The following is a 24661-nucleotide window of genomic DNA, read 5'->3' as shown; positions in this document are numbered from 1 at the left end:
GTCTGCGTCGTCGTCAGCGCGGCTTGATGACGCGGCGCTTCACCCGCGACCACACGGCGTCCACCCCGCCGTGGCGGAGGTAGAACGCGGCGCGCTCGATGTCGTGAGCGAGCCCGTGGCGACGCGGGGGCCGGCGCGTGATGAGGCTCGCGGCGGAGGTGCGCGGGGCCGGGGCCACGGCCGAGACGACGTGCATCTTGTCGGCCGCCTTGACGGGGTTGCGGCAGAACTCGACCAGGGGCGCGAGGGCGTTCTCCCAGACGAACTGCGATCTCACGGCCTCGACGTTCGCGCGCGCGGACGCTGCGGCGGCGTCGTCGTAGAGGACGCTCTCGAGCGCGGCCGACAGGGCGTCCACGTCGAGCTCGGGCACCGCGACCCCGAGTTCGGACGACGCGACGAGGTCGCCGAAGCTGTCGCCCTCGGTGCTGACGATGGGCAGACCCGTCCACAGGTAGTCGAGGATGCGCGTGCGGAACGAGAAGGTCGTCTCGACGTGGGTGAAGTGGGTCGAGACCCCGGCGTCCGCCTCGAGGAGGTAGTTCTGGCGATCGTCGTAGTCGACCCACGAGTCGTTGAGGAAGACGTTCTTGTCGAGCACACCCAGCTCACGGGCGAGCTCGCGGGTCTCGCGGACGATGGCCATCTCGGGCACGTCGGGGTTCGGGTGCTTCGTGCCCATGAAGAAGAGCCGGACGTCGTCATGGCGGGTGGCCAGATCGGCGATGGCCCGGACGAGCGTCTTCGGGTCGAACCAGTTGTAGAGCCCTCCGGCCCAGACGACGATCTTGTCGTTCTCGCCGATGCCGGGCACGACGCCGCGGAGGGCCTTGCGGGTGTGGACCGCCGGTGTGCTCGGAAGCCCGAACGGCGCGATGGCGAGCAGCGAGTCGAGCGACTCGTCGCGGCTGTAGTTCCAGGCGTTGATGCGGCCCATGGCGGCCATCTGACCGAGCCAGAACATCCGCTGACGCTCGGAGGCGCAGAGGAAGAAGTCGCCGAGCCCGATCTGCTTGTTCAGCGAGTCGGCTGCGCCGAGGATCTGGTCGTCCCAGTCGTCGAGGGCCTTCTCGCGGCCCTGCTCGAGCTGCTCGAGGTGCATGGGGTCGTAGATGTCGACGACGAGCACCTTCGACGTGCTCTCGAGCACCTCGAACTGCTGCAGGGCGTAGCCCTGGACGATGATGACGTCGGCCCACGCCTCGTGCTTGGTCATCGGCGCGGGGAAGTGCGGCGAGACGACCTGGATGTCGAAGGGGGCGTCGAGGGGCTCGGCCGTGGTGAGGCTGATGACCCGCACGTCGTGCTCGGCGCTCAGCAGCGTCGCGATGTTCCACACCCGGATCGCGGGCCCGGCCATCTTCTTGCCGAACGAGTCGCCCGTGATGATGAGGATGCGCCGACGGGCGCCCGTCGCCCGGGGCTCGCCCGCGGACCCGGCACCTGGGGCGAACGCGCCGGCGAGGATGTCGAACGAGTTCACGACGGCGTCGTAGCCGTCGAGGTAACGGGGCATGTCGGCGAGCGGGGTGTCGGTCGTGCCGAACAGGGGCGCCAGCTCGCGGTCGCTGCGGGTGCGCTGCGACTGCAGTTCGCGCCGGGTCGCGGTGAGCGACGGGAGGTCGTCGACGAAGGCGTCGAGGGCGAAGAAGCCGGCGGCGCTCGTCTTGGGCATCGCGAGATCGGGCTGCGAATCGTCTCCGGGCACGCGCAGATCGAGCACGCCCGAGTCGACCCCGCCCCGCGCGAGCGACCGGCGCGCGATGAGGGCCATGGCCCCGGGCAGAACGGTGGCGAGGGTCTCGTCGTCGAGGTTCTTGTAGATCGTGTAGAGCGCGTTGCGCTCGAGGAGGTAGAGCTCTCGGAAGTCCCCGTAGGACTTCATCGAGGCGTGGTGCTTGTGGTACGCGAGGCTCTTCGGCTGGTATCGGACGCGCCAGCCGAGGAGGTTGAGACGCCAGCCCAGGTCGACGTCGTCGTAGAACATGAACAGCCGCTCGTCGAAGCCGCCCACCTGCTCGAAGACCTCGGCGCGGACGAACAGGGCCGCCCCGGTGCCGAAGAGGATGTCGCGGGCCTCGTCGTGGGTGCCGTCGTCGGCCTCGAGGTAGTGGGGCTTGTGGCCCATGCCGAACCACGCGACGGCGGAGTCGACGAAGTCGATCTTCTCGCCCTCCCAGTCGAGCACCTTCGAGGCGACGGCCGCGATGTCGCGCCCGTGGTGGAACGTGCCGACGGCCTCGCGGACCCACGAACGATGCGGCCGCGCGTCGTTGTTCAGGAAGGCGACGAACTCGCCGCTCGACTTCGCGACCCCGAGGTTGCTGCCTCCGGTGAAGCCGAGGTTCTTCTTCGACTTCACGAGCAGGACGTCGCCGTGAGCCTCGCGGATGCGGCGGGCGCTGTCGTCTCCCGATCCGTTCTCGACCACCACGATCTCGAGCAGCTCGGCGGGCCAGTCGACGGCCTTCAGCTCGGTGATGCAGGTGATGGTGTCGTCGGCACCACGGAAGTTGACGAGGACGACGGAGACGACTCCGGGGCGGCGTTCAGTCACGGACTGCCTTTCAGGCGAGAGCTTTCTGGCGAGAGCGGGAAGGCCCGAGTCTAGCAACGGGGCCGTTCGCGCCCGGGGGAGTGCGCGGGGCGTCGCCGGCCGAGCTGGGCGTCCGGCGGGGCGCCGGGCGTTAGTCTCGTGCTCGACCCTTCCCGAACCACCGAGGACGACCGTGATCGAACCAGTGAATGCGGCCTGTCTGGCCATCGTGCCCACCTACGACGAGGCCGAGAACATCCGCCCCATCGTGGCGCGCATCCTCGAGGCCGTGCCGACCGCGCACGTGCTCGTCATGGACGACGCCAGTCCCGACGGCACCGGGCGCATCGCCGACGAGATCGCCGCGACCGACGACCGGGTCTCGGTCGTGCACCGCACGGCCAAGGAGGGCCTCGGGGCCGCCTACGTCGCCGGGTTCCGCTGGGGACTCGATCGCGGCTACCGCGTGCTCGTCGAGATCGACGCCGACGGCAGTCACCCCGCCGACCGTCTCCCGGTCATGCTCGAGGCCCTCGACGGCCCGGAGCGTCCCGGGCTCGTCATCGGATCGCGCTGGGTCCGCGGCGGCTCGGTGGTCGACTGGCCCCGTCGACGGCTGTTCCTCAGTCGCGCCGGCAACCTCTACTCGAGACTCGCCCTGCGCATCCCCGTCCGCGATGCGACGGCCGGCTTCCGGGTCTACCGAGCCGACGTCCTGGCGGCCATGCCGCTCGAGCGGGTCGCGTCCCGCGGCTACTTCTTCCAGGTCGACATGACGCTCCGCACCCTCGACGCCGGGCACACCGTCGTCGAGGTCCCGATCGAGTTCCGCGAACGCGAGGCCGGCGTCTCGAAGATGAGCGGGTCGATCGTGCAGGAGGCCATGCTCAACGTCACGATCTGGGGTCTCCAGCGCGCCTGGCGCCGACTGCGCGGACTGCCGCTGCGCGACGAGTAGGCGGTCGGTCCCGGCACCGGATCCGCCCGCCGCGCCGTGGTCAGCTCGGCAGCCGGGAGCGCCAGGAGCGCTTGCGCGCCGCCACGGTCGCGACCGTCACGAAGAGCATGAGGGAACCCTCGAAGAGGACGTAGCTCTCGGCGAGGGCCGTCACCCCGATGAGCACGAGGACGAGGGCGGGCCAGACGTAGGCGACGATCGGATGCCCGGAGGCGGTCGTCCAGCTGCGGACGAAGGCGAGCGTCCCGGCCACGACCAGCAGCAGGACGCCGGCCAGCCCGAGTTGCAGCCCCATGTCGTAGAAGGCGTTGAGGCCGGTGGCGTAGGGCCTCCCGCTCGGCGAGATGACGGTCGAGAACGGGAAGATCTCGCCGGGCCACTGGCCGACGAAGCCCCATCCGGTCACGTCGTGGACGGCAGTCAGGTCGCGGATCCGAGACCAGAGCGCCGTGCGGGTCGAGAGATCCGCGGTGGCGTCCACCGAGTCGAGGAGGCGCGCGCGGGCCGCGTAGGCGATCGTCCCGCCGATCACGACGAGCGTCCCGAGGATGCCCTGGAGCAGGGGGCGTCGACGCTCGGGAGCCCGTCGGAGCGCGTTGAGCGCGACCCCGGCGACCACGAGGGCGAGCACCGCCACGGCGGTCACGGGTGATCGCGCCAACAGCAGCGTGGCGACGGCGACCAGCCCCGAGGCGACGGCCTGGGGTCGGGGGACCGAGCGGGTGAGGAACTCGACGGCGAACGTGATGAGGGCGAGCGCGGCCAGGTAGCCGATGTAGTTGCGCGTCCCGGCGATGCCCTGGATGGGCCCGCCGTAGCCGAGGTTCCCCTGGATGCCGAGGAAGGGGATCGGCTGGTCGATCAGCAGCCCGCTGAACACCTCGAGGGCGAGCGAGGTCACGAGCACGATGCGGAGCGCGTCGCCCACGGCGCGCACCACCTGGACGAGATCGCGCCCGAGCGCGAGGTAGAGACCGAGGGCGCCGAACGCGGCCGCGTACGCCGCGCCTCCTGCGGTCACCCAGGTGTACTCGCTCCAGAACACGCTGAGACCCATGAATCCGAACAGGGCGATGAGCGAGACGGGCAGGAGGCCGCGCCACTCGACGTGATGGCGCTGCCCGAAGAGCGAGACGCCGGCCAGCGCGACGAGGGCCGCCAGGATGGCCACGGAACCGGGCCAGCCCATGAGCGAGCGCACCGACTCGGTGGTGAAGCCGTAGAGCACGATCGCGACCGCGAGGGCCTGGCTGAAGTGGCCCCCCGCCGAGAATCCGACCCACGCCGACACGTAGCGGCGGATCGGGTCGCGCTCGTCTCGGGTCGGCCTCACCGCACCATCATGGCAGCACGGCCGTCGGCCCAGCGGGTCATGGCCGCAGAGCGCTCGTGGGCTCGGCGACCCGGTCGTGGTCGCTCCAGCCGTGGGCGTCGCGTCGGGTCACGACGACGACCACGACGAGCAGCGCCCACCCCCATTCGACGATGAGGCGAGACTCCGCGACGCCGTGCACGAGCAGCGCCACGACGAGCAGCAGCGGCAGCAGGTCGAGCGTCGCCCAGGGAGCCTCGCGTCCGACGCCGAGCATCCGCCGGTCGGTCGCCCACCACCAGGAACGCGCCAGGACGCCGAGGCAGACGAGGGCGAAGAGGGCGAGCCCGATCCAGCCGAGCTGGAACCACACGTCGAGGTACGCGTCGTGCGCCTGCAGGTAGACGACGCCGTTGCGCTCGGCGAGATCCGTGAAGGGCGCGGCCCAGGGGATCCAGTAGCTGACCCAGCCCCAGCCGACGACCGGGTGCTGCACGCCGAGATCGACGACGGACGCCCAGATGTCGGTGCGGCCCGTGAGATCGCTGCTGCGCCCGAGCAGCCCCAGGAGCGGGGTCCGGGCGAGGACGACGGCGACCGCGGCGACGACCACGACGAGGAGCGTCGCGAGGTGGAGACGAGGACGCCGAGGAGGCGCGGTGCGGCGCACCAGCACCACCAGCGCGAGCACGACCGCGACGGCCAGGGCGCTCGCCGCGGTCGTCGCCGAGCGGGTCAGCAGCAGCGCGGCGATCGCGAGGCCGACTCCGATGGTGCCGATGCGCGAGCTGATGGTGCCGGCCGACCACTGGGCGGCGGTGACGATCAGGGCCAGGAGGGCGAGGACGCCGAGGATGTTGCTGTTGCCCTGCAGGCCCTGGATGCGGCCCCCCTCGAAGAGGACGTCGCGCGACCAGTAGAAGGCGTCGGGGACTCCGCCGGAGCAGTCGAGGTAGACGGGGCAGACGGGGCGCCGGACGAACACCGCGACGACGAGCTCGAACAGGAGCGAGAGCCCGACGTGGAGGCGGAGCGCCCGTCCGAGGGCGGTGACGATGAGGGGCCACGGCAGCGACCAGGCGACCGCCAGCGCGCCGAGCGTGGTCGCCAGGGTCGCCCCGATGCCGACGGCCGAGGCGGCGGCGTACTGCGACCAGGTGATCGAGACGACGGCCCAGAGGACGAACAGCGCGAGGAGGCGGGGGAGCCGACGGTGATCGGGGCGGTTGCGCGCCACGACGACCGCGGAGGCGACGACCATCACCGCGCAGGCGAGCCCCCAGCCCCAGAACGTGGTGCCGTTGCGGAGGACGTCGCCGCCGAAGAGGACCAGGAACGCCAGGGTGGCGAAGGTCGTGCCCTGACGGCGCGGTGCGAGGGCCGCGGGCGCGGTGGCGGTCGTCGTCGTCATGGGCACCAGGCTAGACGACCGGCCACCCCGGTCGGAGCGGCCCGTCGCCCGGCCCGGGAGGGTCCGCTCAGACGAACGCCGCCTCGCCGGTGATGGCGCGCCCGACGATGAGGGTGTTCATCTCGCGGGTCCCCTCGTAGCTGTAGAGCGCCTCGGCGTCGGCGAAGAAGCGGGCGACGTCGTACTCGAGCACGATGCCGTTGCCGCCGAGCACCTCGCGTGCGTAGCCGACGGTCTCGCGCATCCGGGCCGTCGTGAACGCCTTCGCCAGCGACGAGTGCTCGTCTCGCTGCGTGCCCTCGTCGAGCATCTGCGAGCAGCGCATGACCATCGCGATCGACGCCGTGATGTTGCCGATCGACTTCACCAGGAGGTCCTGGACGAGCTGGTGCTTCGCGATCGGCTTGCCGAACTGGACGCGCTCGTTCGCGTAGGCCAGAGCCGCCTCGTAGGCGCCGATCGAGTTGCCCACGGCGGCCCAGGCGACCTCCGCCCGGGTCAGCCGGAGCACGGCCGCCGTGTCGCGGAACGACGTCGCGTGCTGCAGGCGCAGCCGATCGGGGACGCGGACGTCCGTCAGGGTGATGTCGGCGTTCTGGACGATGCGCAGACTCTGCTTGTCCTCTATCTTGGTCGCCGTGTAGCCCGGGGTGGAGGTGGGCACGATGAAGCCCTTGACCTGTCCGTCCTCGGCGCTCTTGGCCCAGATGACGGTGATGTCGCTGAACGTGGCGTTGCCGATCCAGCGCTTGGACCCGTTGAGCACCCAGTCGTCGCCGTCGCGGGTCGCGACGGTCCGAAGGCCCTGCGCCGAGTCGCTGCCCGAGAGGGGCTCGGTGAGTCCGAACGCCCCGACGATCTCGCCGCTGGCCATCCGGGGGAGCCACTCGGCCCGCTGCTCCGGAGATCCGCCGACGCCGATCGAGCCCATGGCGAGACCGTTCTGGACGCCCACGAAGGTCGCGACGGAGGCGTCGACGCGGGCCAGCTCGAGGGCGACCCAGCCGCGGAAGACCGCGCTGTTCTCGAACGGCCGGGTCTCCTCCCACGGCATCCCGAAGAGCCCGAGACCGGCGAGGCCCTTGACGATCTCGTGGGGGAACGTCGCGTCGGCCCAGTGGCGGTTGACGACGGGCTTGACCTCGGTCTCGAGGTAGGCGCGCAGGTCGGTCAGGACGCCCTTCTCCCGATCCGATAGCTGGTCCTCGAATCCGAAGAAGTCGCTGGCCAGCGTGCTGAACGGGGTGAGGGTCGTCGCGGACATCCGTGCTCCATTGCTCTGTGTCGGGGTTCCGGGCGGCCGGGCCGCCGGGCTCGGCGAGCCTAGGCACACCTCCCGTCGTCGGCAATGGCCTTGGTAGTTTTGACCAACGCCTCCCGGCTGGCGCCCCCGCCTCTTTGTAGAGGGGGCCCAAGCTCCCCCTCCGACAAGCAGGTAAAGCATGTTCCTGGCCATCACCAACACCCCCCGCGACTACGCCTGGGGCTCGACCACCGCCATCTCCACGCTGCTCGGACGACGGCCCTCGGGTCGCCCCGAGGCGGAGCTCTGGCTGGGGGCGCACCCCGGCTCGCCGAGCGTCGTGGTGAATCCGGCCGTCGTGGACGGCGCCGACACGCTGGCCGACTGGTTCGCCGCCGAGCCCGATCGCGCTCTCGGACGCGGGCGCTCCGAGCTGCCGTTCCTCCTCAAGGTCCTGGCGGCGGACGCCCCGCTGTCGATCCAGGCCCACCCGACGCCCGAGCAGGCGCGGGCCGGCTTCGCCGCGGAGAACGAGGCGGGCGTCCCGATCGACTCGCCGACGCGCAACTACAAGGACCCGTTCCCGAAGCCCGAGATCATCGTCGCCCTCAGCGAGACCTTCGACGCGCTCTGCGGGTTCCGCACCCTCGACGAGACGCTGACCGACATCGACCGGCTCGATGGCGGCAGCGGCCGTCTCGCGCCGCTCCGCGTCCTCGTCGAGACGTCCCTCGAGACCACCCTCGCCCGTCTGTTCGACGGCTCCGACGAGTCGTCGCGCCTCGTGGCCGACGTGTCGGAGCTCGCCCGCGGGGTGGAGGGGCCCTCGGCGTCGATCTCCACCGTCGCCGACCTCGCCTCCCGCTACCCGGGCGACCCCGGAGTGGTCATCTCGCTGCTGCTCAACCACGTGACCCTCCGGCGCGGCGAGGCGCTCTTCCTGCCGGCGGGCAACGTGCACGCCTACCTCGGCGGCCTCGGCGTCGAGCTGATGGCCCCGTCCGACAACGTCCTGCGCGGAGGGCTGACCCCGAAGCACGTCGACGTGCCGGCCCTCCTCGAGGTCCTGGAGTTCGCGCCCCTGCCCGTCCCGTACCTCCGGCCGGTCGAGACGGCCCGCGGGGTCGAGCGCTTCGACCCGACGGGCGTGGGCTTCGCCCTCCTCCGGGTGGACGCCGGAGGCACGGGCGCGGTCGTGCAGATCGGCGGACCGAGCATCATGCTCGTCACCGAGGGCGAGGTGCAGGTCAAGGGTCAGGACGGCGTGATCCGCCTGGCGACGGGGGAGTCCGCCTTCGTGACCCCCGACGAGGTCCGACTGGCCGTGACGGGCGGCGGCACGCTCTACGTCGCGACCCCCGCCTAGGGCGGCGGGCCGGGCCCGGGCGTCTGGCTAGAGTTGCCCCATGTCTTGGTTGGTCACCGGCGGCGCCGGCTACATCGGATCCCATGTCGTCCGCGAATTCGGGTCGGCGGGTATCGACGCGGTCGTGCTCGACGACCTCTCGTCGGGCATCGAGTCGTTCGTCCCCGAGGGCGTGCCGTTCGTCCGGGGGTCCATCCTCGACCGCGACCTCGTCTCCGAGACCATCGCCCGGCACGACGTGACCGGAGTCGTGCACGTGGCGGGATACAAGTACGCGGGAGTCTCCGTCCAGCGCCCCCTGCACACCTACGACCAGAACGTGACGGGGACGCAGCGCCTCCTCGAGGCGATGGCGGGCCATGGGGTCGATCGCATCGTCTTCTCCTCCAGCGCCGCCGTGTACGGCACGCCGCCCACCGAGCTGGTCACCGAATCGACCCCCAAGGCGCCCGCGTCGCCGTACGGCGAGAGCAAGCTCATCGGCGAATGGCTGCTGCGTGATCAGGCCGTCGCGACGGGGCTCCGACACACCAGCCTCCGCTACTTCAACGTGGTCGGGTCCGGTCACACCGACCTGTACGACGCGAGCCCCCACAATCTCTTCCCGCTGGTCTTCGACGCGCTCGCCGCCGGACGGACGCCCCGCATCAACGGCGACGACTACGCCACGCCCGACGGAACCTGCGTCCGCGACTACGTCCACGTCGCCGACCTGGCCGTGTCGCACGTCGCGGCCGCCCGTCGGCTCGACGCGGGGGAGTCCGTCGAGCCCGCGTACAACCTCGGCTCCGGCGGCGGGGTGTCGGTCCGCGAGATCATGGACGCCATGCGGCAGGGGACCGGCATCGACTTCACCCCCGAGATCGCGCCGCGGCGGGCAGGCGACCCCGACCGGATCGTGGCCGACGGGACCCTCGCGGCCCGCGACCTCGACTGGACCATGCGCCACAGCCTGCTCGACATGGTCACGAGCGCCTGGGCGGCCGCTCCTCGCGTCTGACGCCCCGGGGGACCCTCGGCGCTGTGGAGTCCATCGCGACACGCCGGGGCCCGCTTGACCCTCGATGAGGGGTTCAGGGTTTATTGGGCCCTGACTTGACGTGGCCGAATTACACCGGTGTAATTGACCCCATCGCAGCCGTTCAGGGGGCGACGACGACGAGGGGAGATGTGCTGTGACGATGAACGACACCCGTGTCGGAGTACCCGACGACTGGCACGTCGACCCGGTCCTGCTCGGCGTCCCCGGCGTCCGCAGGGCTCAGTCGGACGACGAGAACCAGCTCGCCTGGCAGGCCGACTCGCTCTGCGCTCAGACCGACCCCGAGGCGTTCTTCCCCGAGAAGGGCGGCTCGACCCGCGACGCCAAGAAGATCTGCGCGTCGTGCGACGTCAAGACCCAGTGCCTCGAGTACGCCCTCCAGAACGACGAGCGATTCGGCATCTGGGGCGGCCTGTCCGAGCGGGAACGACGCAAGCTCCGCAAGCAGGCGTGACCCGCGCCTCCTCGGCCTTCCGGCGTGCTCCCCGATACGGGTCGCGCGTCGTCGTCGTCTGCAGGCATAGGTGCCTCACAGGTGCGGTCGGTCCGGCGCGGCGGACCCTCGGCAAGCGGCCGTCGACCTAGGCTGCTCAGGTCATGCATCCGAGAGTCACAGCGATCCTCGTCGCCCCCGGTGGGGCGACCTATCTCGACCGGACCCTCGAGGGTCTGTCGCGTCAGACGCGACCTCCCGAGGCGCTCGTCGTCGTCGACACGGGCGGCCCCGACTCGCCGGCCGGGCGCCTGTCTCTGAGCGGCGCGGCGCAGCTCACCAGCGTGCCCTCCGCCCGGACCTTCGGCGAGGCCGTGTCCCACGGCGTGCGCGTGTCGGCCGACGCGGCGAGCGAGCGCTCCGGTGACGACGAGTGGCTGTGGTTCCTCGGGCACGACAACGCCCCGGCCGTCGACGCGCTCGAGCGTCTGATGTCCACCGTCGAGGTGGCCCCGTCCGTGGCGATCGCCGGTCCGAAGCTGATGCGGTGGGACGAGCCCGGGACCATCGCCGAGTTCGGCGAGACGATGACGCGCTACGGCGCCTCGATGCCCCTCGTCGAGAACGAGCTGGATCAGGGGCAGCACGACTTCCACGACGACGTCCTGGGCGTCGCAGCCGGCGGGATGCTCATCCGGCGGAGCGTCTGGGAGTCCCTCGGCGGCTTCGACCCGGGGCTCCCGCACGTCGACGCCTCACTCGACCTCTCGGTGCGGGCTCGTCTCGCCGGCCACCGGGTCGTCGCCGTGCCGAGCGCGCAGGTGAGCAGCGCCGGCAACCCCGAGGACTTCGGGCAGCGGAACGGCGGGCATGCGCGCCGCGCGAGACTCCGGCGGGCCGCGCAGCTGCATCGCCGACTCGTCTACGCCCCCCTCGCCGCCGTGCCGCTGCACTGGCTCAGTCTCGTCCCCCTGGCGTTCGTCCGCTCCGTCTGGCATCTGCTGACGAAGAACCCCGGCGCCGTCGTCGGCGAGTTCTCGACGGCGCTGCGCGTGGCCTTCGGCGGAGGCAGGGTCCCGGCGGCGCGCCGGGCGCTGCACCGCAGCCGGACGACGTCGTGGTCGGCGATCGAGCCGCTCCGGGCCTCGTACAACCAGGTCCGCGAGCGACGCGTCAACGAACGCGACGCCCTCGTCGCCCGCGGCGAGGACAGCGCCGATCCCCGTGCCAGCTTCATCGGCTCGGGCGGGCTGTGGGTCGTCGTCGGCACGACGGTCCTCAGCGTCGTGGCGTTCCTCCGTCTGCTCCGTGAGCCGGCGCTCACGGGCGGGGGTCTGCTTCCGCTCAGCACCAGCGTCGGCGAGCTCTGGAAGTCCGTCGGCTGGGGCTGGCGCGAGATCGGCGCCGGGTTCGTCGGGCCGTCCGACCCGTTCGCCCTCGTGGTGGCCCTGCTCGGCACGCTCACGTTCTGGTCGCCGTCGACGTCCATCCTGGTCGTGTACCTGCTCGCCGCGCCGGTGTCGGCGATCGGCACCTTCTTCGCGGCCCGTCGGATCACGTCGCGGCCGTGGGTCCCGGCGGTCGCCGCCGCGCTCTACGCCGTCTCGTCGCCTCTGTTCTCGTCGCTGCAGACGGGGCACCTCGGCTCCGTCGTCGCGCACGTCGCACTGCCGTTCTTCGTCTGGGCCCTCATCGGCTCGGCGCGCTCCTGGGCGTCCGGGGCCGCCGCGTCGCTGCTGTTCGCCCTGGTGGCGGCCGGGTCGCCGGTCCTGCTGCCCGCCCTCCTCGTCCTGTGGGTGGGATCCCTCGCGACCCGGCCACGGGGCATCCACCGCATGCTGGCGATCCCGCTGCCGGCCGTCGCGCTGTTCGCGCCGCTCGCCGTCGTCCAGATCGGCCGGGGCACGTGGTGGGCGATCCTCGCCGACCCCGGCGCGCCCACGCGCACCGACCCCGCCTCGCCCCTGCAGCTGCTGCTCGGCTCGCCCGAGACGGGGCTGAACGGCTGGACCTCCCTCCTCGCCGGCGTCGGCGTCCAGGGCGGCACCCTGGCCCTTATCGTCGCCGTGGGGCTCGTGCCCCTCGCCCTGCTCGCACTCGCGTCCCCGTTCGTCGGCTCGAGGACGCGCGCCGTCCCGGCCCTCGTCATCGCCCTGGCCGGCTATCTGACCGCGGTCGTCGCGACCCAGCTCTCGATCATCGGCGTCGGGAGCGAGAGCACGACCGTCTGGGCGGGAGGCGCGCTCAGCCTGTACCTGCTCGGCATGATCGGCGCGGCGGCCGTCACCCTCGACCGTCTGCCCCGCGTCGCCCCCGCGTCGGGCGTCGTCGTCGCCGTGTTCGCCGTCGCCGCCGCCGTCCCGGTGGTCATCGGCTCCCTCTCCGGAGCCGCCGACATCCGCTCGAGCCCGGGCCGCATCCTCTCCGCCTACGTCGCGGCGGAGGCCGAGGCGTCGCCCGAGATCGGCACGCTCGTGCTGACCCCGCAGCCCGACGGCTCGCTGGCCGTGTCGCTCGAGCACGGCCAGGGCGCCACCCTCGACGACCAGTCGACCCTCGACTCGACGGCGCAGACGCTGTCGTCGAGCACCGACGACCTCACCGTCCTGGCGGGCAACCTCGTCAGCCGCAGCGGCTTCGACCCCGCGGACGACCTGGCGCGTCAGGGCATCGGCTTCGTGCTGCTCACCGAGGGCTCCGGTGACGACGCCGCCGCCGCGCTGGGTCAGCGTGCGGGCGAGGCCCTCGACGCCGACGCCGCGTTCCTGGCGGTCGGCGACACGACCAACGGGCTGCTGTGGCGGTACATCGACTCGACCGATCAGCGCGAGCCCCACCCGGACGGCGGCCCCCTCGGCGTGATCGTCCTGGTCACCTGGGCGCTCGTGCTCGGCTCCGCGCTCCTGCTCGCCATCCCGACGACGCCGCGTCGCCGACGCAGCCGGGCGGGGACGCCCGAGGCCGAGCAGCCCGCCACCACCTTCGACGAGGAGCGAGATGACTGAGAGATCCGTCGCCTCCACGACCGGACGCATCATCGTCGGAGTCGTGGGCATCGCCGTGGGGGCCGCCGTCGTCGCGGCGGCCACCGTCCTGCCGCTGCCGAGTCTCGAGACCACCCCGGCAGGGCAGGTCGTCACGCCCGTGCCGCTCGACCCGCAGCGCGTCTGCGCCGGCAGCGTGCTGCGCCTGTCCGATGCCGAGGGGCAGCAGGCGACGACGGCCAGCGCCGTCGGCGAGGCGCGGATCGCGACCTCGTCGAGCACGGGCTCCGAGTCCGCCGAGGCCCTGGCCGGCGCCGACGGCAGCAGCTCGTCGCCGCAGCTCGTCACGGCGGGGCTGCAGGGCGACGAGGTCCCCCTGATCGCCGCGTCGCAGAGTCAGAGCGTCGCCTCCGACGAGCTCGTCGGATTCGCCAGCTCCTCCTGCGCCGAGCCGAGCAGCTCGACCTGGCTCGTCGGCGGCTCGACCGAGACCGGTCGCGTGTCCCTGATCACGCTCGTCAACCCGAGCGACGTCAACGCCACGGTCGACCTGGGCATCACGGCCGAGACCGGCCGCGTGCAGGGCCCCGGCATCGAGGGCATCGTCGTCGGCCCGCGGAGCCAGCGCGTCGTCCCCCTCTCGGGATTCGAGACCGGCCTGCTCTCGCCCGTCGTGCATGTGACGAGCCGCGGGGGGCAGATCGTCGCCACCCTGCAGGAGTCGATCGTCCGCACACTCGATCCGGGCGGCGTCGACGTCATCAGCGGCGGCGCGGCCCCGAGCAGGACGACGGTCGTCCCGGGCATCATCGTCCGTGGCGGCGAGACCCTCGAGACGGCTCTGGCCGACCCCGACGCGGGCGACCTGCAGAGCGCTCTGCGGCTCCTGGCGCCGGGCGACTCGCCCGCACGCGTCTCCATCTCGCTGGCCGCCGACGACGGGACGGGGACGACCTTCGACACGCGGATCGAGTCCGGTCTCGTCACCGACGTCCCGGTCGACGGTCTCGCCGACGGCCTCTACACGGCGACCATCACCTCCGACGTGCCCGTCGTCGCCGCCGTCCGCACGTCGGCGTTGTCGGCCGACGGCGCCGTCGACCTGTCGTGGGCGTCGTCGGCTCCCGCGCTCTCGGGCGACACCCTGGTGTCCGTGCCCGACGGCGACGGCGCACGGCTGACGCTGGCGAATCCGACGGACGCGCCCGTCACGGCCACCGTCGCCATCGACGGCGACGACGAGCGCGAGGTCGAGGTCCCTGCCGGCGCGAACCTCGCGGTCCGCGTGTCGTCGGGCGACTCCGTCCGGTTGTCGGGCGCCGACGGGCTGAGGGCCGCGATGAGCTTCTCGGCGGACGGCGCCGTGGCCGCCTGGCCCGTCGTCTCACCTCTGCCGGCCTCGTCACCGGTCACCGTCTACCCCTGACCCGCCGACCCGCGACGGAGCCTCAGGAGGCGCGGGGCCGGTCGGTCGGACGCCGATGGCAGGTCAGCGGTCGCGCCATCGATCGGGTGCGAGATCCCAGGGGTCCTTGCCGAGCAGCTCGGCCACGGCCCGGAAGACGTGCCCTTCGACGAGCACGCGGTGGTCCCATTCTCCGTCGGGCGAGGATCGGTGCTCGAGCGCGGGTGCGAGGCGCTCGATCGGGAGCCGGTAGAACAGGACCTTGCGGGCCTGACGATCCACGAGCCACCGCTCGACGCGGGTGCGGTCGGGCTCGGCGGGCAATCCGGCGACCTCGAAGACGACGCCCTCGAGCTCATCGGGCCAGAGCTCCCGGAGGTAGTCGGCGGTCGACGCGACGATGTCGTCGAAGAGGTCGACGCGGGTGCGGAGGAACGGCAGGTGCGGCCCGGCGGCGGATGACCGCAGACCCCGGCCGTGCCGATCGCGGTGACGCGAGCGGTCGGTGACGCGGACGTGACGGGGCCTGGCCATCCCGTCATGCTAGTCGCCCCGGGGCGGCCGCCCCGGGGCGACGGGCTAGTCTCGTCCTCGATGAACGCACGTCCCTGCAGCAAGGTCACCTGCCACCAGGAGGCCGTCGCGACGCTGACGTACGTCTACTCCGACCAGATGGTCGTCGTCGGGCCGTTGAGCGGCGTCGTCGAGCCCCACGGGTACGACCTCTGCGAGCGACACGCGTCGTCGTTGTCGGTTCCGCAGGGGTGGGAGGTCCTCCGCCGGGTAGTTTTGGGGAATGACATCTGAGAGCCCCGACCTCACCGCCTTCGTGAAGACCTACGACGTCAGGGGGCTGGTCGGCAGCCAACTCACCGGCGAGGTCGTCGAGGCCTTCGGTGCGGCCTTCGCCGACGAGATCGAGGGCGCGGGCTCCGAGCTCGTCGTCGGCCACGACATGCGCGACTCGTCGCCCGCCTTCGCCGCCGCCTTCGCTCGCGGGGCCCGTGCCCGGGGCGCCCACGTGGTGTCCCTCGGCCTCTGCTCGACCGACGAGTCGTACTTCGCCTCCGGCTCGTTGTCGGCGCCGGCGGCCATGTTCACCGCGAGCCACAATCCGGCCAGCTACAACGGCATCAAGATGAGCCGGGCGGGCGCCCAGGGCATCAGCCTCGACACCGGGCTCGCCTCGATCCGCGACCGCGCCTCCTCGTATCTCGCCGACGGCATCGAGGCCGTCGCCGAGCCCGGCGGGCAGCGCGACTACGACGCGCTCGGCGACTACGCCGCCTACCTCCGCCACCTCGTCGACCTGTCCGGCATCAGGCCCATCAAGGTCGTCGTCGATGCGGGCAACGGCATGGGCGGCCTCACCGTGCCCGCCGTGCTGGGCTCCGCGGCCGGTCTGCCCGAGCTGCCGATCGAGATCATCCCGATGTACTTCGAGCTCGACGGCACGTTCCCGAACCACGAGGCCAACCCCCTCGAGCCCGCCAACCTGGTCGACCTGCAGAAGGCCGTCGTCGAGCACGGCGCCGATCTCGGGCTCGCGTTCGACGGCGACGCCGACCGCTGCTTCGTCGTCGACGAGAACGGCGACGCCGTCACCCCGTCGGCCGTGGCGGCCATCGTCGCCGTCCGCGAGATCGCGAGGGTCCGGGCGCTCGAGCCCGACGCCGACATCGCCGTCATCCACAATCTCATCACCTCGCGCGCCGTGCCCGAGGCGATCGAGGCGTCGGGTGCCCGCGCGGTCCGCACGCGGGTCGGGCACTCGCTCATCAAGGACGAGATGCGCGAGACCGGTGCGATCTTCGGCGGCGAGCACTCGGCGCATTACTACTTCCGCGACTTCTGGGGAGCCGACAACGGCATGCTGGCCGCGATGCACGTGCTGGCCGAGTTCGGGTCGCAGGCCGAGCCGCTCTCGACGCTGACGGATCGCTACACGCCGTATTCGGCGAGCGGCGAGATCAACTCGACGGTCACCGACGTGCCCGCGGCTTACGCCCGCATCGTCGACGCCTACGCGTCGCAGGGCGACTTCGACGAGCTCGACGGCCTCACCGTGAGCGGCACCTCCGAGAACGGCGGCTTCTGGTGGTTCAACGTCCGCCCCTCGAACACCGAGCCGCTGCTGCGCCTGAACGCCGAGGCGGCCACCGAGGCCGAGATGGTGCAGGTGCGCGATGCCGTGCTGGGGCTCATCCGGGGCTAAACTGTACCCCCTGGGGGTATCCACGGGTGGGTGGGGCGTGACGCCCCTCCCTCCCGATCCGGAGTCACGAGGAGGCGCGGTGACCGACCACGACGAGCCGCAGCCGACGACGCACGTCGGCTACAGCGGCGACAAGGAGCAGATCCTCAAGCGCCTGCGGCGTGCGGAGGGCCAGGTGCGCGGCATCCAGCGCATGGTCGACGACGACACGTACTGCATCGACGTGCTGACGCAGGTCAGCGCGGCGACGAAGGCGCTCGAGACCGTCGCCCTCCAGCTCCTCGACGACCATCTGGCGCACTGCGTGGCCGAGGCGGCCCGAGAGGGCGGAGACGTCGCGGAGCAGAAGGTGCGCGAGGCCTCGGCGGCGATCGCCCGGCTCGTCCGCTCGTAGGGCGGTCGATTCGGAGGCGCTCAGCGCCTCGGGAAGCCGGGCACGGTCCCCGTGAGAGCGGGCTGCAGCCGGGCGAGGGTCGCCGCCTCCCGAGCGAGCGCCGTCGACTCGCGATCGCGCCGGAGGACCGCCACCGCCGTCAGGAGCAGGGGAGCGTCGACGTCGGGCAGCGGCGACACGAAGGGGCGGACCTCGTCGGCGAGCTGCTCGGCGACCCGGCGCCGACTCGCCGGGGTGAGCCGCGCCTCCTGCTGGACGAACGCCGCGACGCGGCGGGCGGTGCCGTCGGGCAGTCGCGCGACGTCCGCCACGCCGGCCCAGCCCTCGAGCCCCGGCGGCAGCACGGCGACGACGCGGGTGTCTCGGGCCAGTCGTTCGTTGCGGCTGTAGGTGCCCGCCATCAGATCGCCGAGTCGGCGGGACGACCCGTTCAGCAGGCCGACGACGACCGCGAGTCCGCCCGTGGTGAGCACGATCTCGAGCAGCCCGACCAGCGACCGGGTGAGGGCGTGCCGGAATCCGATGGCGCCGCCGTCGATCCGCACGATGCGGGCCCCGACGGCGAGGCGGCCGAGCGAGCGCCCGTGCGTCGCCGTCTCGACGATCGCCGGGACGACGATGAGGCCGAAGGCGACCGAGCCGATCACGAGGGCCTGCGCGAGGGCGTCGTCGAGGGCTCCGGCGTCGTTCAGCAGGCCGACGAGGATGATGAGGGCGACGACCCCGGCGGCGTAGACGAGGTAGTCGATGACGACCCCGGCGCCGCGGAGGACGATGCTGGTCGGACGCAGATCGAGAGCGACGGCCTCGCCGGTGACGAGCTCGTCGCCGCCCGCGCTGAAGGCCTCGACCTGATCGGCGCGGAGGACCGCCGGGGAGGCGCGGGGCGACTCGCGACGAGGCATGCCTAGTATCTAATCAGAATGGACATCGACGCCTACGCCGCCGCCAACGCCCAGGACTGGGCCGAGCTCGATCGCCTGGCCCGCCGGCGGGCCCTGACCGGCGACGAGGCGGATCGTCTCGTGTCGCTCTACCAGTCGGGTGCGGGGCAGCTGTCGGCGCTCACGACGGCCACCGGGGACTCCCCGACGGCGGATCGCCTGTCGATGACCCTCTCGCGGGCCCGGCTCCGCTTCACGGGCGCGGGGCGGGACGTGCTGCGGCAGCTTCCGACGTTCTTCGGCGCGCAGCTGCCGGCCGCCCTGCATCGGGTCCGCTGGGTGTCGATCGTCGTGGCGCTGGCGACCGCGATCGTCGCGACGGTCTTCGCCGTGTGGGCCGCGCAGGAGCCCGCGGTGCTGGCGTCGTTCGGCAGCGAGGAGTTCCGGCGGCAGTTCGCCGAGCAGGACTTCGTGGCGTACTACTCCGAGAGCGCGTCCGGGTCGTTCACCGGCCAGGTCTGGACGAACAACGCCTACATCGCCGCGCAGTGCGTCGCCTTCGGCATCACGGGGGTGTGGGTGCCGTATGTGATCATGGGCAACGCCGTGAACCTCGGGGTGTCGGCGGGGATCATGGCCGATCAGGGCCGTCTCGACTACTTCTTCCTGTACATCGCCCCGCACGGGCAGCTCGAGCTGTACAGCATCTTCGTCGCGGCGGCGGCCGGTCTGATGATCTTCTGGTCGTGGGTCGCCCCCGGCCCGCGGACCCGCGGTCAGGCCCTCGCCGAGGACGGTCGCGCCCTCGTCACCATCGCGATCGGCCTGGTCCTGGCACTGCTCGTCTCGGGCGTGATCGAGGGCTTCGTCACGCGGCAGGCGTGGCCCTGGCCCGTGAAGATCGGCATTGGGACGGTCGCGCTGGCCGGTTTCCTCGCGTACCAGTGGATCCTGGGCGGTCGGGCGCGCCGAGCCGGGCAGACCGGCGACCTCGACGAGTTCGAGGCGGGGGCGACCCGGCTCGTCGCGGGCTGACCCCGCGGCGGGCTAGAGCCGGCCCGCCGCCTTCAAGGCGAGGTAGCGGTCGGCCAGGGCGGGCGGCAGGTCCGCCGGTGCGCCCGTGACGACCTCCGCCCCCGACTGGACGAGCGCGGCCCGGACCCGCGCGGCGTCGAGTCGAGCCCGTTCGGCCGAGGCGGCCCGGTACACGGCGTCGCGCGAGGAGCGCTCGACGCTCAGCGCCTCGAGGGTCGGGTCCGTGACGGAGGCCACGACCACGAGGTGCCGGCGGGCGAGCTGGGGGACGGCGGCCAGGAGGGCTCTGGAGGCCCCCGGGCTGTCGACCGTGGTCGCGAGGACGACCAGGGCGCGTCGCGTCGTCACCGAGCGCACCACGCCGGGCACGGCGGCCCAGTCGGTCTCGACGAGCTCGGGGTCGAGCGGCGCCATCGCGTCGACCATCGACGACAGCAGCGCGGGGCCCGACGTCCCCTGCACGCGGGCCCTGACGCGGCTGTCGACGACGACGACGTCGACCCGGTCGCCCGCCTGCGACGCCAGGGCCGCCAGCAGGAGGGCCGATTCGAAGGCCGTGTCGAGGCGGGGCTCGTCGTCGATCCGCGCGGCGGAGGTGCGGCCGCTGTCGACGACGACGACCACGCGGCGATCGCGCTCGGGCCGCCAGGTGCGGACGACCGCCTCGTCGCGGCGCGCGGTGGCGCGCCAGTCGATGGAGCGGACGTCGTCACCCCGGACGTACTCCCGGAGACTGTCGAACTCGGTGCCCTGCCCGCGGATCATCACGCTCGTGCGGCCGTCCAGCTCGCGCAGACGAGCCAGCCGCGAGGGCAGGTGCTTGCGTGACGAGAACCGCGGCAGGACCGTCACCGCACCGGGGAGAGCGTGCGTCGCCTGACGCCCGGCGAGTCGCAGGGGGCCGATCGTGCGGACGGTGACGGCGTCGGCCGAGCGCACGCCCCGACGGAAGGGCGTGAGGGTTGTCGTGTTCGTCGTCGCGCCTCCCGGGGGCAGTGTCAGCGCCCGACGGGTGGGCCATGCTCCGGCGGAGGGCTGCCAGGCGTCGCGGACGACGCCGCGGATCGTCCGACGGCCGTCGTTGACGATCGTGAGCCGCGCCTCCGCGGTCTCGCCGAGACGGATGGCCCCCGGCAGCCGCCTCCGCAGGGTGAGCTGTCGGGGCGAGCCCGCGAGTGCGACGTCGAGGCCCGTCAGCACGGCGACGACCACGAGCCACACGACGAGCGCCCAGGGGCTGCCCGTCGCGATGACGGGGACGACCCCGAGCGCGACGAGCGCGACGAACAGACCGGTGACGGCCATGGTCAGAGCGGGACCCGGACCTGCTGGAGGACGGATCGCACGACGCTGTCGGCGTCGACGCCCTCCAGCTCGGCCTCGGGGCGCAGCTTCAGCCGGTGGCGGAGGACGGGCAGCGCCATCGCCTGCACGTGGTCGGGGGTGATGCGGTCGAACCCGGTCAGCCAGGCCCACGCCTTCGCCGCGGCGAGCAGCGCGGTGGAGCCGCGGGGGCTGACGCCGACGACGACGGAGGGGCTCTCGCGCGTCGCCCGCGCCAGGTCGACGATGTACGCGAGCACGTCGGGCGAGGCCCCCACCCGCCCGACCTCCGCCTGGGCTCGGGCCAGGTCGTCGGGCCCGAGGACGGGCGTGACGCCGGCGGCGCGCAGATCGCGCGGTGAGAACCCGGCGGCGTGGCGTCCGAGCACCTCGACCTCGGCATCCCGCGGCGGGAGGTCGAGGGTCAGCTTCATGAGGAATCGATCGAGCTGCGCCTCGGGCAGCGTGTAGGTGCCCTCGTACTCGATCGGGTTCATGGTCGCCGCCACCAGGAACGGGGTCGGGAGGGGACGCGAGAGCCCGTCGACCGAGACCTGGCGCTCCTCCATCGCCTCGAGCAGGGCGGACTGCGTCTTGGGCGGCGTCCGGTTGATCTCGTCGGCGAGGAGGACGTTCGTGAACACGGGCCCGGGCCGGAACTCGAAGTCGCCCGCCTTGGCGTCGTAGACGAGCGATCCGGTGATGTCGCCGGGCATGAGGTCCGGGGTGAACTGCACGCGCGAGGTGTCGAGCGACATCGAGTGCCCGAGGGCGCGGACGAGCAGCGTCTTCGCGACCCCCGGCACCCCCTCGAGCAGCACGTGGCCCTGGGCGAGCAGGGTGACGATGAGACCGGTCACCGCGCCGTCCTGCGCGACGACGGCCTTGCCGACTTCGGCGCGGACTCGCGAGAAGGTCTGCTGCAGGTCTGAGGTCATGTGCTGCTCGTCTCCGGTGTGTCGTGGTGGCTGTCGGTCGGGGTTCGCGTTCGGGGCCGGCGGGGGAGCCGAGGAGGCGCGGCGCCGGTCACGAGGGGGCCGTCGCCGCCCGGAGGACCCGCTCGAGGTCGAGGAGCGAGTCGCTGAGCGACAGCAGCTCGCGGTCGCTGGAGGGGCGGGCGTCGACGAGCACGTGACGCAGGGCGGCCGGGGGAGCGGAGACGAGCGGGGCGACCCGCTCGATGATCTCGTCGACCGAGGCTCCGACCGGGAGCCCGGCGGTGCGCGCGAGGCGGCCGAGGGCGCCGATCCTGAGCTGATCGAGGGCATGGAGCCGGTCGCCCGATCTCTCGTAGAGGCGGGCGCGTCCCTCGGTGGTCTCGGACGCCTTCACCGTGACGGGCAGCCGCTCGACGACGAGGGGGCCCAGCCGCCGACCCCGCCACGCCATCGCGGCGACACCGGTGAGGACCAGCAGGACGAGGGCGGGCGTCACCCACGAGGGAGTCAGGGTCGCGAGGGTGCCCTCGCCCTCCGGCAGGTCGGCGGCGCCGGGGAGGTACCAGACGACCTCCGGGGCCTGACCGAGCACCGAGAGGGCGTAGGCGGCGTTGTCGTCGGAGGCGATCGCCGCGTTCGTCAGGGCCGTCGTGGCACCGACGACCGTCACCGGGGCATCGGCGCCGACGACCTCGACGAGGCCGTCGCCTCCGTCGCTTGCGAGGCACCCGACGGCCGTGCCGTCGCCCGCCCCGTCGACGTCGTCGGCCGAGTAGGCGAGGCCGCCCGCGTCGACCCGCTCGACGCGGGACAGGGCCGCGAGGTCGCAGGCGGGGGCCACGACGCCGTCGTCGGCCGCGCCGACGAGCGCGACGCCGGGTGCGACGACGTCGAGGGCCGTCTGCGACGGGGCGAGGAGCACGAGCCGGGTCCGTGCCCCGGCCAGATCGGCCCACTGGTCGTCGGTGAGGAACCCGTCGGCGTCGTCGACGACGAGGGACGTCCGGTCGGCGTCGCCGGTCGCGGCGAGTGTGTCCGCGAGGGAGGTCGTCACCGTCACGTCGACACCCTGGTCGCGCAGCACCTCGACCACCGCCTTGGCCCCCGTCGGCGCGGGGTTCGACGGCCCGAGGGGCCGACCCCCCGTCCCGCCGCCGGCCCCGAGCACCGTGACGACGACGGCCCCGCCGAGGGCGACGGCCGCGAGGGCGATCCACACGCGGGCGCCACGCAGGCGGGCTCGCGGCGTGGGGGTGACGACGGTCACGAGGCGACCCCCTCGCGAGCGTCGTCGCCTGCCGACCCGCCCGATGATCGGTCGACGGTCAGGGCTCGGTCCAGCTCGGCGACGGCGCGGTAGTCGGCGTCGGAGCCGGGCCGTCCGAGATACCGGACCTCGTCGAAGATCCGCGCGACGCCCCTGAGCTCCGTCGCCCGATCGGGGAACACGCGGCCGGCGCGGTCGCCGACCCCGTTCGCGGTCGTGCCCGGGGAGGTCGTGATGGCGCCGCGGTCCACGAGGGCGCGGGTCAGCGCCCGGAACGACTCGGCCACCGCGGTCGAGTGGTCCCCGCGGTCGGCGGCGGCCCGAGCAGCGGCGCGCAGCGAGTCGGCGTCGCGGTCGTCATCGACTCCGAACACCCGGCCGACCGCAGCGGAGCGGCGATCGAGACGGGGTCGGCCGTAGACGGCGAAGACGACGACGACGAGCGCCACGACGAGGAGCAGGGCCACGAGCAGCGCGGCGGCGGGAGCCCCCTCGGCGCCGCCGAACCGGATGCCGGCGATCCAGTCCCAGAACCCCTGGGCGGCGCGATCCAGCCAGGTCGGTCGTGCGGCCGCGTAGTCGGCGCCGGTGAGCTCGCGGATCAGCTCACGGCGCGCCTCGTCGGGGTCGGGCGTCAGCGGGGTCGCCGCCCACGCCGTCGGCATCGTCACCGCGCCGGTGTCTCCGCCGGGCGGTCGGAGGCGTCGTCGCCCGGCGTCCGGTAGGGGTCGGGACCGGTGGCGCCGGCGGCGCGCAGGTCGGCCGAGCGCGCGAGCTCGAGGTCGAGACCCTCGAGTCGCATGCGCCGGTCGACGTAGACGAGCCCGACCGAGGCCGCCTGGACGACCGAGCCGATGGCCGTCACCACGGAGGTCACGAGGATCGTCAGCAGGTACCCCACCCCCGTCACGACCAGGGCGGTGGGGTCGAGGGCGTCGCCGGTGGGGGCGAGGGTCCCGCCGAGGACGCCGAAGAGGAGGGAGAACGGCGTGGCGACGACCTGCGCGGCGACCTGGATCATCGCGAACACCAGGGCGACGATGCCGAGAGTGCGCCAGAACCCGCCTCGGACGAGCGCCCACGACCGGGTCACGGCCGTCGTGAGCGTGGTCCGTTCGAGCATGAGGACGCTCGGCACGAGGCAGAGCTTCACGGTGAGCCACACTCCGAGGGCCGTGGCGCCGAGCCCTGCGAGCAGACCCGCGCCGATGCCGATGGCGATGCTCGGGCCCGTGCCGATGACGACGCCGAGGGTGACGATGGCGGCGACGACCGCGAGAGCGATGACGGTGGCGAGGGCGACGAGGGCCGACCAGCCGACGAGGGCGCCGAGACGACCCCTGGCCAGGGCGAGCAGACCGCCGAGACGGAGGCGCTCGCCGCGGATCTGCCGGGAGGTCTCGAGGACGAACAGACCCTGCAGGATCGAACCGACGACGAGCGAGAGGGCCGCGGGGACGAGCGCCGAGAGGAGCACGACGGCCACGGCGCCCGCCGTCACCGTCTCGAGGTCCGACGGGAGGGCCGAGTCGATGCGCCCGATCGCGGCGAAGGTGGCGGCGCCGACGGCGCCGGCCGTCACGATGGCGATGACGACCTGCGCCAGGAGGGCCGTGCCGAAGGTCGTGCGCGGGTTGCGGCGGAAGACCTGGAACGAGCCGGCGAGGATCTCGCCGAACGTCAGCGGACGCAGCGGGACGAGACCCGGTCGCGGCGGCGGGGTCCAGCCCCCGGGGTGCTGCCCCGGCGTTCCGGGTGCTTCGGCGCCCTGCGGCGGCGCCGCCGGGGCGTGCTGGCCCTGAGGGACCCCGATCCCGGTGTCGACGCGTTCGCCCCAGCGGGGGGCGTCGCCGCCGCCCGGGGCGGCCCAGCCGTTCGGATCGGTCATGCGTTCCCCCGGGTCGTCCGCCGGCGA

21 protein-coding genes are annotated in these 24661 nt (G+C 72.8%); 10 read left to right on the top strand and 11 right to left on the bottom strand.

Annotated features, from left to right (window positions below):
- Positions 1 to 13 precede the first annotated feature (13 nt).
- A complete protein-coding gene (locus ASF89_RS10410) occupies positions 14 to 2557 on the bottom strand; it encodes a glycosyltransferase (protein ID WP_055814372.1) in 2544 nt (847 codons plus the stop codon).
- Positions 2558 to 2732: 175 nt separating this feature from the next.
- Between ASF89_RS10410 and ASF89_RS10405 the strand changes: the two genes are divergently transcribed.
- Positions 2733 to 3494 (top strand): polyprenol monophosphomannose synthase, encoded by a 762-nt coding sequence (locus ASF89_RS10405; RefSeq protein WP_055798260.1) that lies wholly within the window; start codon positions 2733 to 2735, stop codon positions 3492 to 3494.
- A 40-nt stretch (positions 3495 to 3534) separates the two neighbouring features.
- Here the strand turns inward: ASF89_RS10405 and ASF89_RS10400 are convergent, their stop codons facing one another.
- The 3 genes from ASF89_RS10400 to ASF89_RS10390 all read right to left on the bottom strand — a co-directional run bounded on the left by ASF89_RS10400 (position 3535) and on the right by ASF89_RS10390 (position 7481).
- Positions 3535 to 4827, bottom strand: coding sequence for a hypothetical protein (locus ASF89_RS10400; RefSeq protein ID WP_055796159.1), 1293 nt, complete (start codon positions 4825 to 4827; stop codon positions 3535 to 3537).
- 37 nt (positions 4828 to 4864) lie between these two features.
- A complete protein-coding gene (locus tag ASF89_RS10395) occupies positions 4865 to 6217 on the bottom strand; it encodes an O-antigen ligase (protein WP_055814369.1) in 1353 nt (450 codons plus the stop codon).
- 67 nt (positions 6218 to 6284) lie between these two features.
- Positions 6285 to 7481 carry an acyl-CoA dehydrogenase family protein gene (locus ASF89_RS10390; RefSeq protein ID WP_055796166.1) on the bottom strand — a complete coding sequence of 399 codons (1197 nt, stop codon included), beginning with the start codon at positions 7479 to 7481 and terminating at the stop codon, positions 6285 to 6287.
- A 178-nt stretch (positions 7482 to 7659) separates the two neighbouring features.
- Between ASF89_RS10390 and manA the strand changes: the two genes are divergently transcribed.
- The 5 genes from manA to ASF89_RS10365 all read left to right on the top strand — a co-directional run bounded on the left by manA (position 7660) and on the right by ASF89_RS10365 (position 14711).
- On the top strand, positions 7660 to 8826 hold the full coding sequence (gene manA / locus ASF89_RS10385; RefSeq protein ID WP_055814366.1) for a mannose-6-phosphate isomerase, class I: 1167 nt from the start codon (positions 7660 to 7662) through the stop codon (positions 8824 to 8826).
- A gap of 40 nt (positions 8827 to 8866) precedes the next feature.
- The gene (galE, locus tag ASF89_RS10380) at positions 8867 to 9826 is read left to right on the top strand and encodes a UDP-glucose 4-epimerase GalE (protein WP_055814363.1); all 960 of its coding nucleotides are present in this window, start codon (positions 8867 to 8869) and stop codon (positions 9824 to 9826) included.
- A 181-nt stretch (positions 9827 to 10007) separates the two neighbouring features.
- Positions 10008 to 10322: a WhiB family transcriptional regulator gene (locus ASF89_RS10375; RefSeq protein ID WP_055798263.1), complete on the top strand. Its 315-nt coding sequence runs from the start codon at positions 10008 to 10010 to the stop codon at positions 10320 to 10322.
- A 143-nt stretch (positions 10323 to 10465) separates the two neighbouring features.
- Positions 10466 to 13306 (top strand): glycosyltransferase, encoded by a 2841-nt coding sequence (locus ASF89_RS10370; protein WP_055814360.1) that lies wholly within the window; start codon positions 10466 to 10468, stop codon positions 13304 to 13306.
- Complete coding sequence (locus ASF89_RS10365) at positions 13299 to 14711, top strand: DUF5719 family protein (protein ID WP_055814357.1); 1413 nt, start codon at positions 13299 to 13301, stop codon at positions 14709 to 14711. Before ASF89_RS10370 ends, ASF89_RS10365 begins: the two co-directional genes overlap by 8 nt.
- Before the next feature lie 63 nt (positions 14712 to 14774).
- On the opposite strand, the gene ASF89_RS10360 is transcribed toward ASF89_RS10365, so the two are convergent.
- Positions 14775 to 15224: a metallopeptidase family protein gene (locus tag ASF89_RS10360; protein ID WP_055796182.1), complete on the bottom strand. Its 450-nt coding sequence runs from the start codon at positions 15222 to 15224 to the stop codon at positions 14775 to 14777.
- A 60-nt stretch (positions 15225 to 15284) separates the two neighbouring features.
- Between ASF89_RS10360 and ASF89_RS10355 the strand changes: the two genes are divergently transcribed.
- The 3 genes from ASF89_RS10355 (at position 15285) to ASF89_RS10345 (ending at position 17299) form a co-directional block, all read left to right on the top strand.
- The gene (locus ASF89_RS10355) at positions 15285 to 15497 is read left to right on the top strand and encodes a DUF3499 family protein (protein WP_055798266.1); all 213 of its coding nucleotides are present in this window, start codon (positions 15285 to 15287) and stop codon (positions 15495 to 15497) included.
- Positions 15487 to 16905, top strand: a complete 1419-nt coding sequence (locus ASF89_RS10350; RefSeq protein WP_055814355.1) for a phosphomannomutase/phosphoglucomutase — start codon at positions 15487 to 15489, stop codon at positions 16903 to 16905. The genes ASF89_RS10355 and ASF89_RS10350 overlap by 11 nt, the downstream gene beginning before the upstream one ends.
- 142 nt (positions 16906 to 17047) lie before the next feature.
- The gene (locus tag ASF89_RS10345; RefSeq protein ID WP_369814557.1) at positions 17048 to 17299 is read left to right on the top strand and encodes a metal-sensitive transcriptional regulator; all 252 of its coding nucleotides are present in this window, start codon (positions 17048 to 17050) and stop codon (positions 17297 to 17299) included.
- A 20-nt stretch (positions 17300 to 17319) separates the two neighbouring features.
- Here ASF89_RS10345 and ASF89_RS10340 read toward each other — a convergent pair whose 3' ends face one another.
- Positions 17320 to 18204 carry an RDD family protein gene (locus tag ASF89_RS10340; RefSeq protein ID WP_082489923.1) on the bottom strand — a complete coding sequence of 295 codons (885 nt, stop codon included), beginning with the start codon at positions 18202 to 18204 and terminating at the stop codon, positions 17320 to 17322.
- Between the two features lie 18 nt (positions 18205 to 18222).
- On the opposite strand from ASF89_RS10340, the gene ASF89_RS10335 reads away from it, so the two are divergent.
- The gene (locus ASF89_RS10335) at positions 18223 to 19218 is read left to right on the top strand and encodes a stage II sporulation protein M (protein WP_055796193.1); all 996 of its coding nucleotides are present in this window, start codon (positions 18223 to 18225) and stop codon (positions 19216 to 19218) included.
- 12 nt (positions 19219 to 19230) lie between these two features.
- On the opposite strand, the gene ASF89_RS10330 is transcribed toward ASF89_RS10335, so the two are convergent.
- From ASF89_RS10330 to ASF89_RS10310, 5 genes are all read right to left on the bottom strand, one after another.
- On the bottom strand, positions 19231 to 20523 hold the full coding sequence (locus ASF89_RS10330) for a DUF58 domain-containing protein (RefSeq protein ID WP_055814351.1): 1293 nt from the start codon (positions 20521 to 20523) through the stop codon (positions 19231 to 19233).
- 2 nt (positions 20524 to 20525) lie between these two features.
- Positions 20526 to 21479 (bottom strand): MoxR family ATPase, encoded by a 954-nt coding sequence (locus tag ASF89_RS10325; protein WP_055796200.1) that lies wholly within the window; start codon positions 21477 to 21479, stop codon positions 20526 to 20528.
- Between the two features lie 88 nt (positions 21480 to 21567).
- Positions 21568 to 22746: a DUF4350 domain-containing protein gene (locus tag ASF89_RS10320; RefSeq protein WP_082489922.1), complete on the bottom strand. Its 1179-nt coding sequence runs from the start codon at positions 22744 to 22746 to the stop codon at positions 21568 to 21570.
- Positions 22743 to 23417: a DUF4129 domain-containing protein gene (locus ASF89_RS10315; RefSeq protein ID WP_055814345.1), complete on the bottom strand. Its 675-nt coding sequence runs from the start codon at positions 23415 to 23417 to the stop codon at positions 22743 to 22745. Before ASF89_RS10315 ends, ASF89_RS10320 begins: the two co-directional genes overlap by 4 nt.
- Positions 23414 to 24634 (bottom strand): hypothetical protein, encoded by a 1221-nt coding sequence (locus tag ASF89_RS10310; protein ID WP_055814342.1) that lies wholly within the window; start codon positions 24632 to 24634, stop codon positions 23414 to 23416. Before ASF89_RS10310 ends, ASF89_RS10315 begins: the two co-directional genes overlap by 4 nt.
- Positions 24635 to 24661: the final 27 nt, after the last annotated feature.

It is taken from the genome of Frigoribacterium sp. Leaf172 (assembly GCF_001424285.1).
In the GTDB taxonomy this organism is placed as follows: domain Bacteria; phylum Actinomycetota; class Actinomycetes; order Actinomycetales; family Microbacteriaceae; genus Frigoribacterium.
The sequence above is the reverse complement of the archived record's forward strand: the minus strand, read 5'-3'. Positions and strand labels throughout refer to the sequence as shown.

Coding starts and splice junctions, on each gene's coding strand:
- ASF89_RS10350 (WP_055814355.1), top strand. CDS start 15,487: ATGACATCTGAGAGCCCCGACCTCACCGCCTTCGTGAAGACCTACGAC.
- ASF89_RS10335 (WP_055796193.1), top strand. CDS start 18,223: ATGGACATCGACGCCTACGCCGCCGCCAACGCCCAGGACTGGGCCGAG.
- galE (WP_055814363.1), top strand. CDS start 8,867: ATGTCTTGGTTGGTCACCGGCGGCGCCGGCTACATCGGATCCCATGTC.
- ASF89_RS10325 (WP_055796200.1), bottom strand. CDS start 21,479: ATGACCTCAGACCTGCAGCAGACCTTCTCGCGAGTCCGCGCCGAAGTC.
- ASF89_RS10360 (WP_055796182.1), bottom strand. CDS start 15,224: ATGGCCAGGCCCCGTCACGTCCGCGTCACCGACCGCTCGCGTCACCGC.
- ASF89_RS10330 (WP_055814351.1), bottom strand. CDS start 20,523: ATGGCCGTCACCGGTCTGTTCGTCGCGCTCGTCGCGCTCGGGGTCGTC.
- ASF89_RS10395 (WP_055814369.1), bottom strand. CDS start 6,217: ATGACGACGACGACCGCCACCGCGCCCGCGGCCCTCGCACCGCGCCGT.
- ASF89_RS10370 (WP_055814360.1), top strand. CDS start 10,466: ATGCATCCGAGAGTCACAGCGATCCTCGTCGCCCCCGGTGGGGCGACC.
- ASF89_RS10375 (WP_055798263.1), top strand. CDS start 10,008: ATGAACGACACCCGTGTCGGAGTACCCGACGACTGGCACGTCGACCCG.
- ASF89_RS10340 (WP_082489923.1), bottom strand. CDS start 18,204: ATGCCTCGTCGCGAGTCGCCCCGCGCCTCCCCGGCGGTCCTCCGCGCC.
- ASF89_RS10365 (WP_055814357.1), top strand. CDS start 13,299: ATGACTGAGAGATCCGTCGCCTCCACGACCGGACGCATCATCGTCGGA.
- ASF89_RS10355 (WP_055798266.1), top strand. CDS start 15,285: ATGAACGCACGTCCCTGCAGCAAGGTCACCTGCCACCAGGAGGCCGTC.
- ASF89_RS10310 (WP_055814342.1), bottom strand. CDS start 24,634: ATGACCGATCCGAACGGCTGGGCCGCCCCGGGCGGCGGCGACGCCCCC.
- ASF89_RS10390 (WP_055796166.1), bottom strand. CDS start 7,481: ATGTCCGCGACGACCCTCACCCCGTTCAGCACGCTGGCCAGCGACTTC.
- manA (WP_055814366.1), top strand. CDS start 7,660: ATGTTCCTGGCCATCACCAACACCCCCCGCGACTACGCCTGGGGCTCG.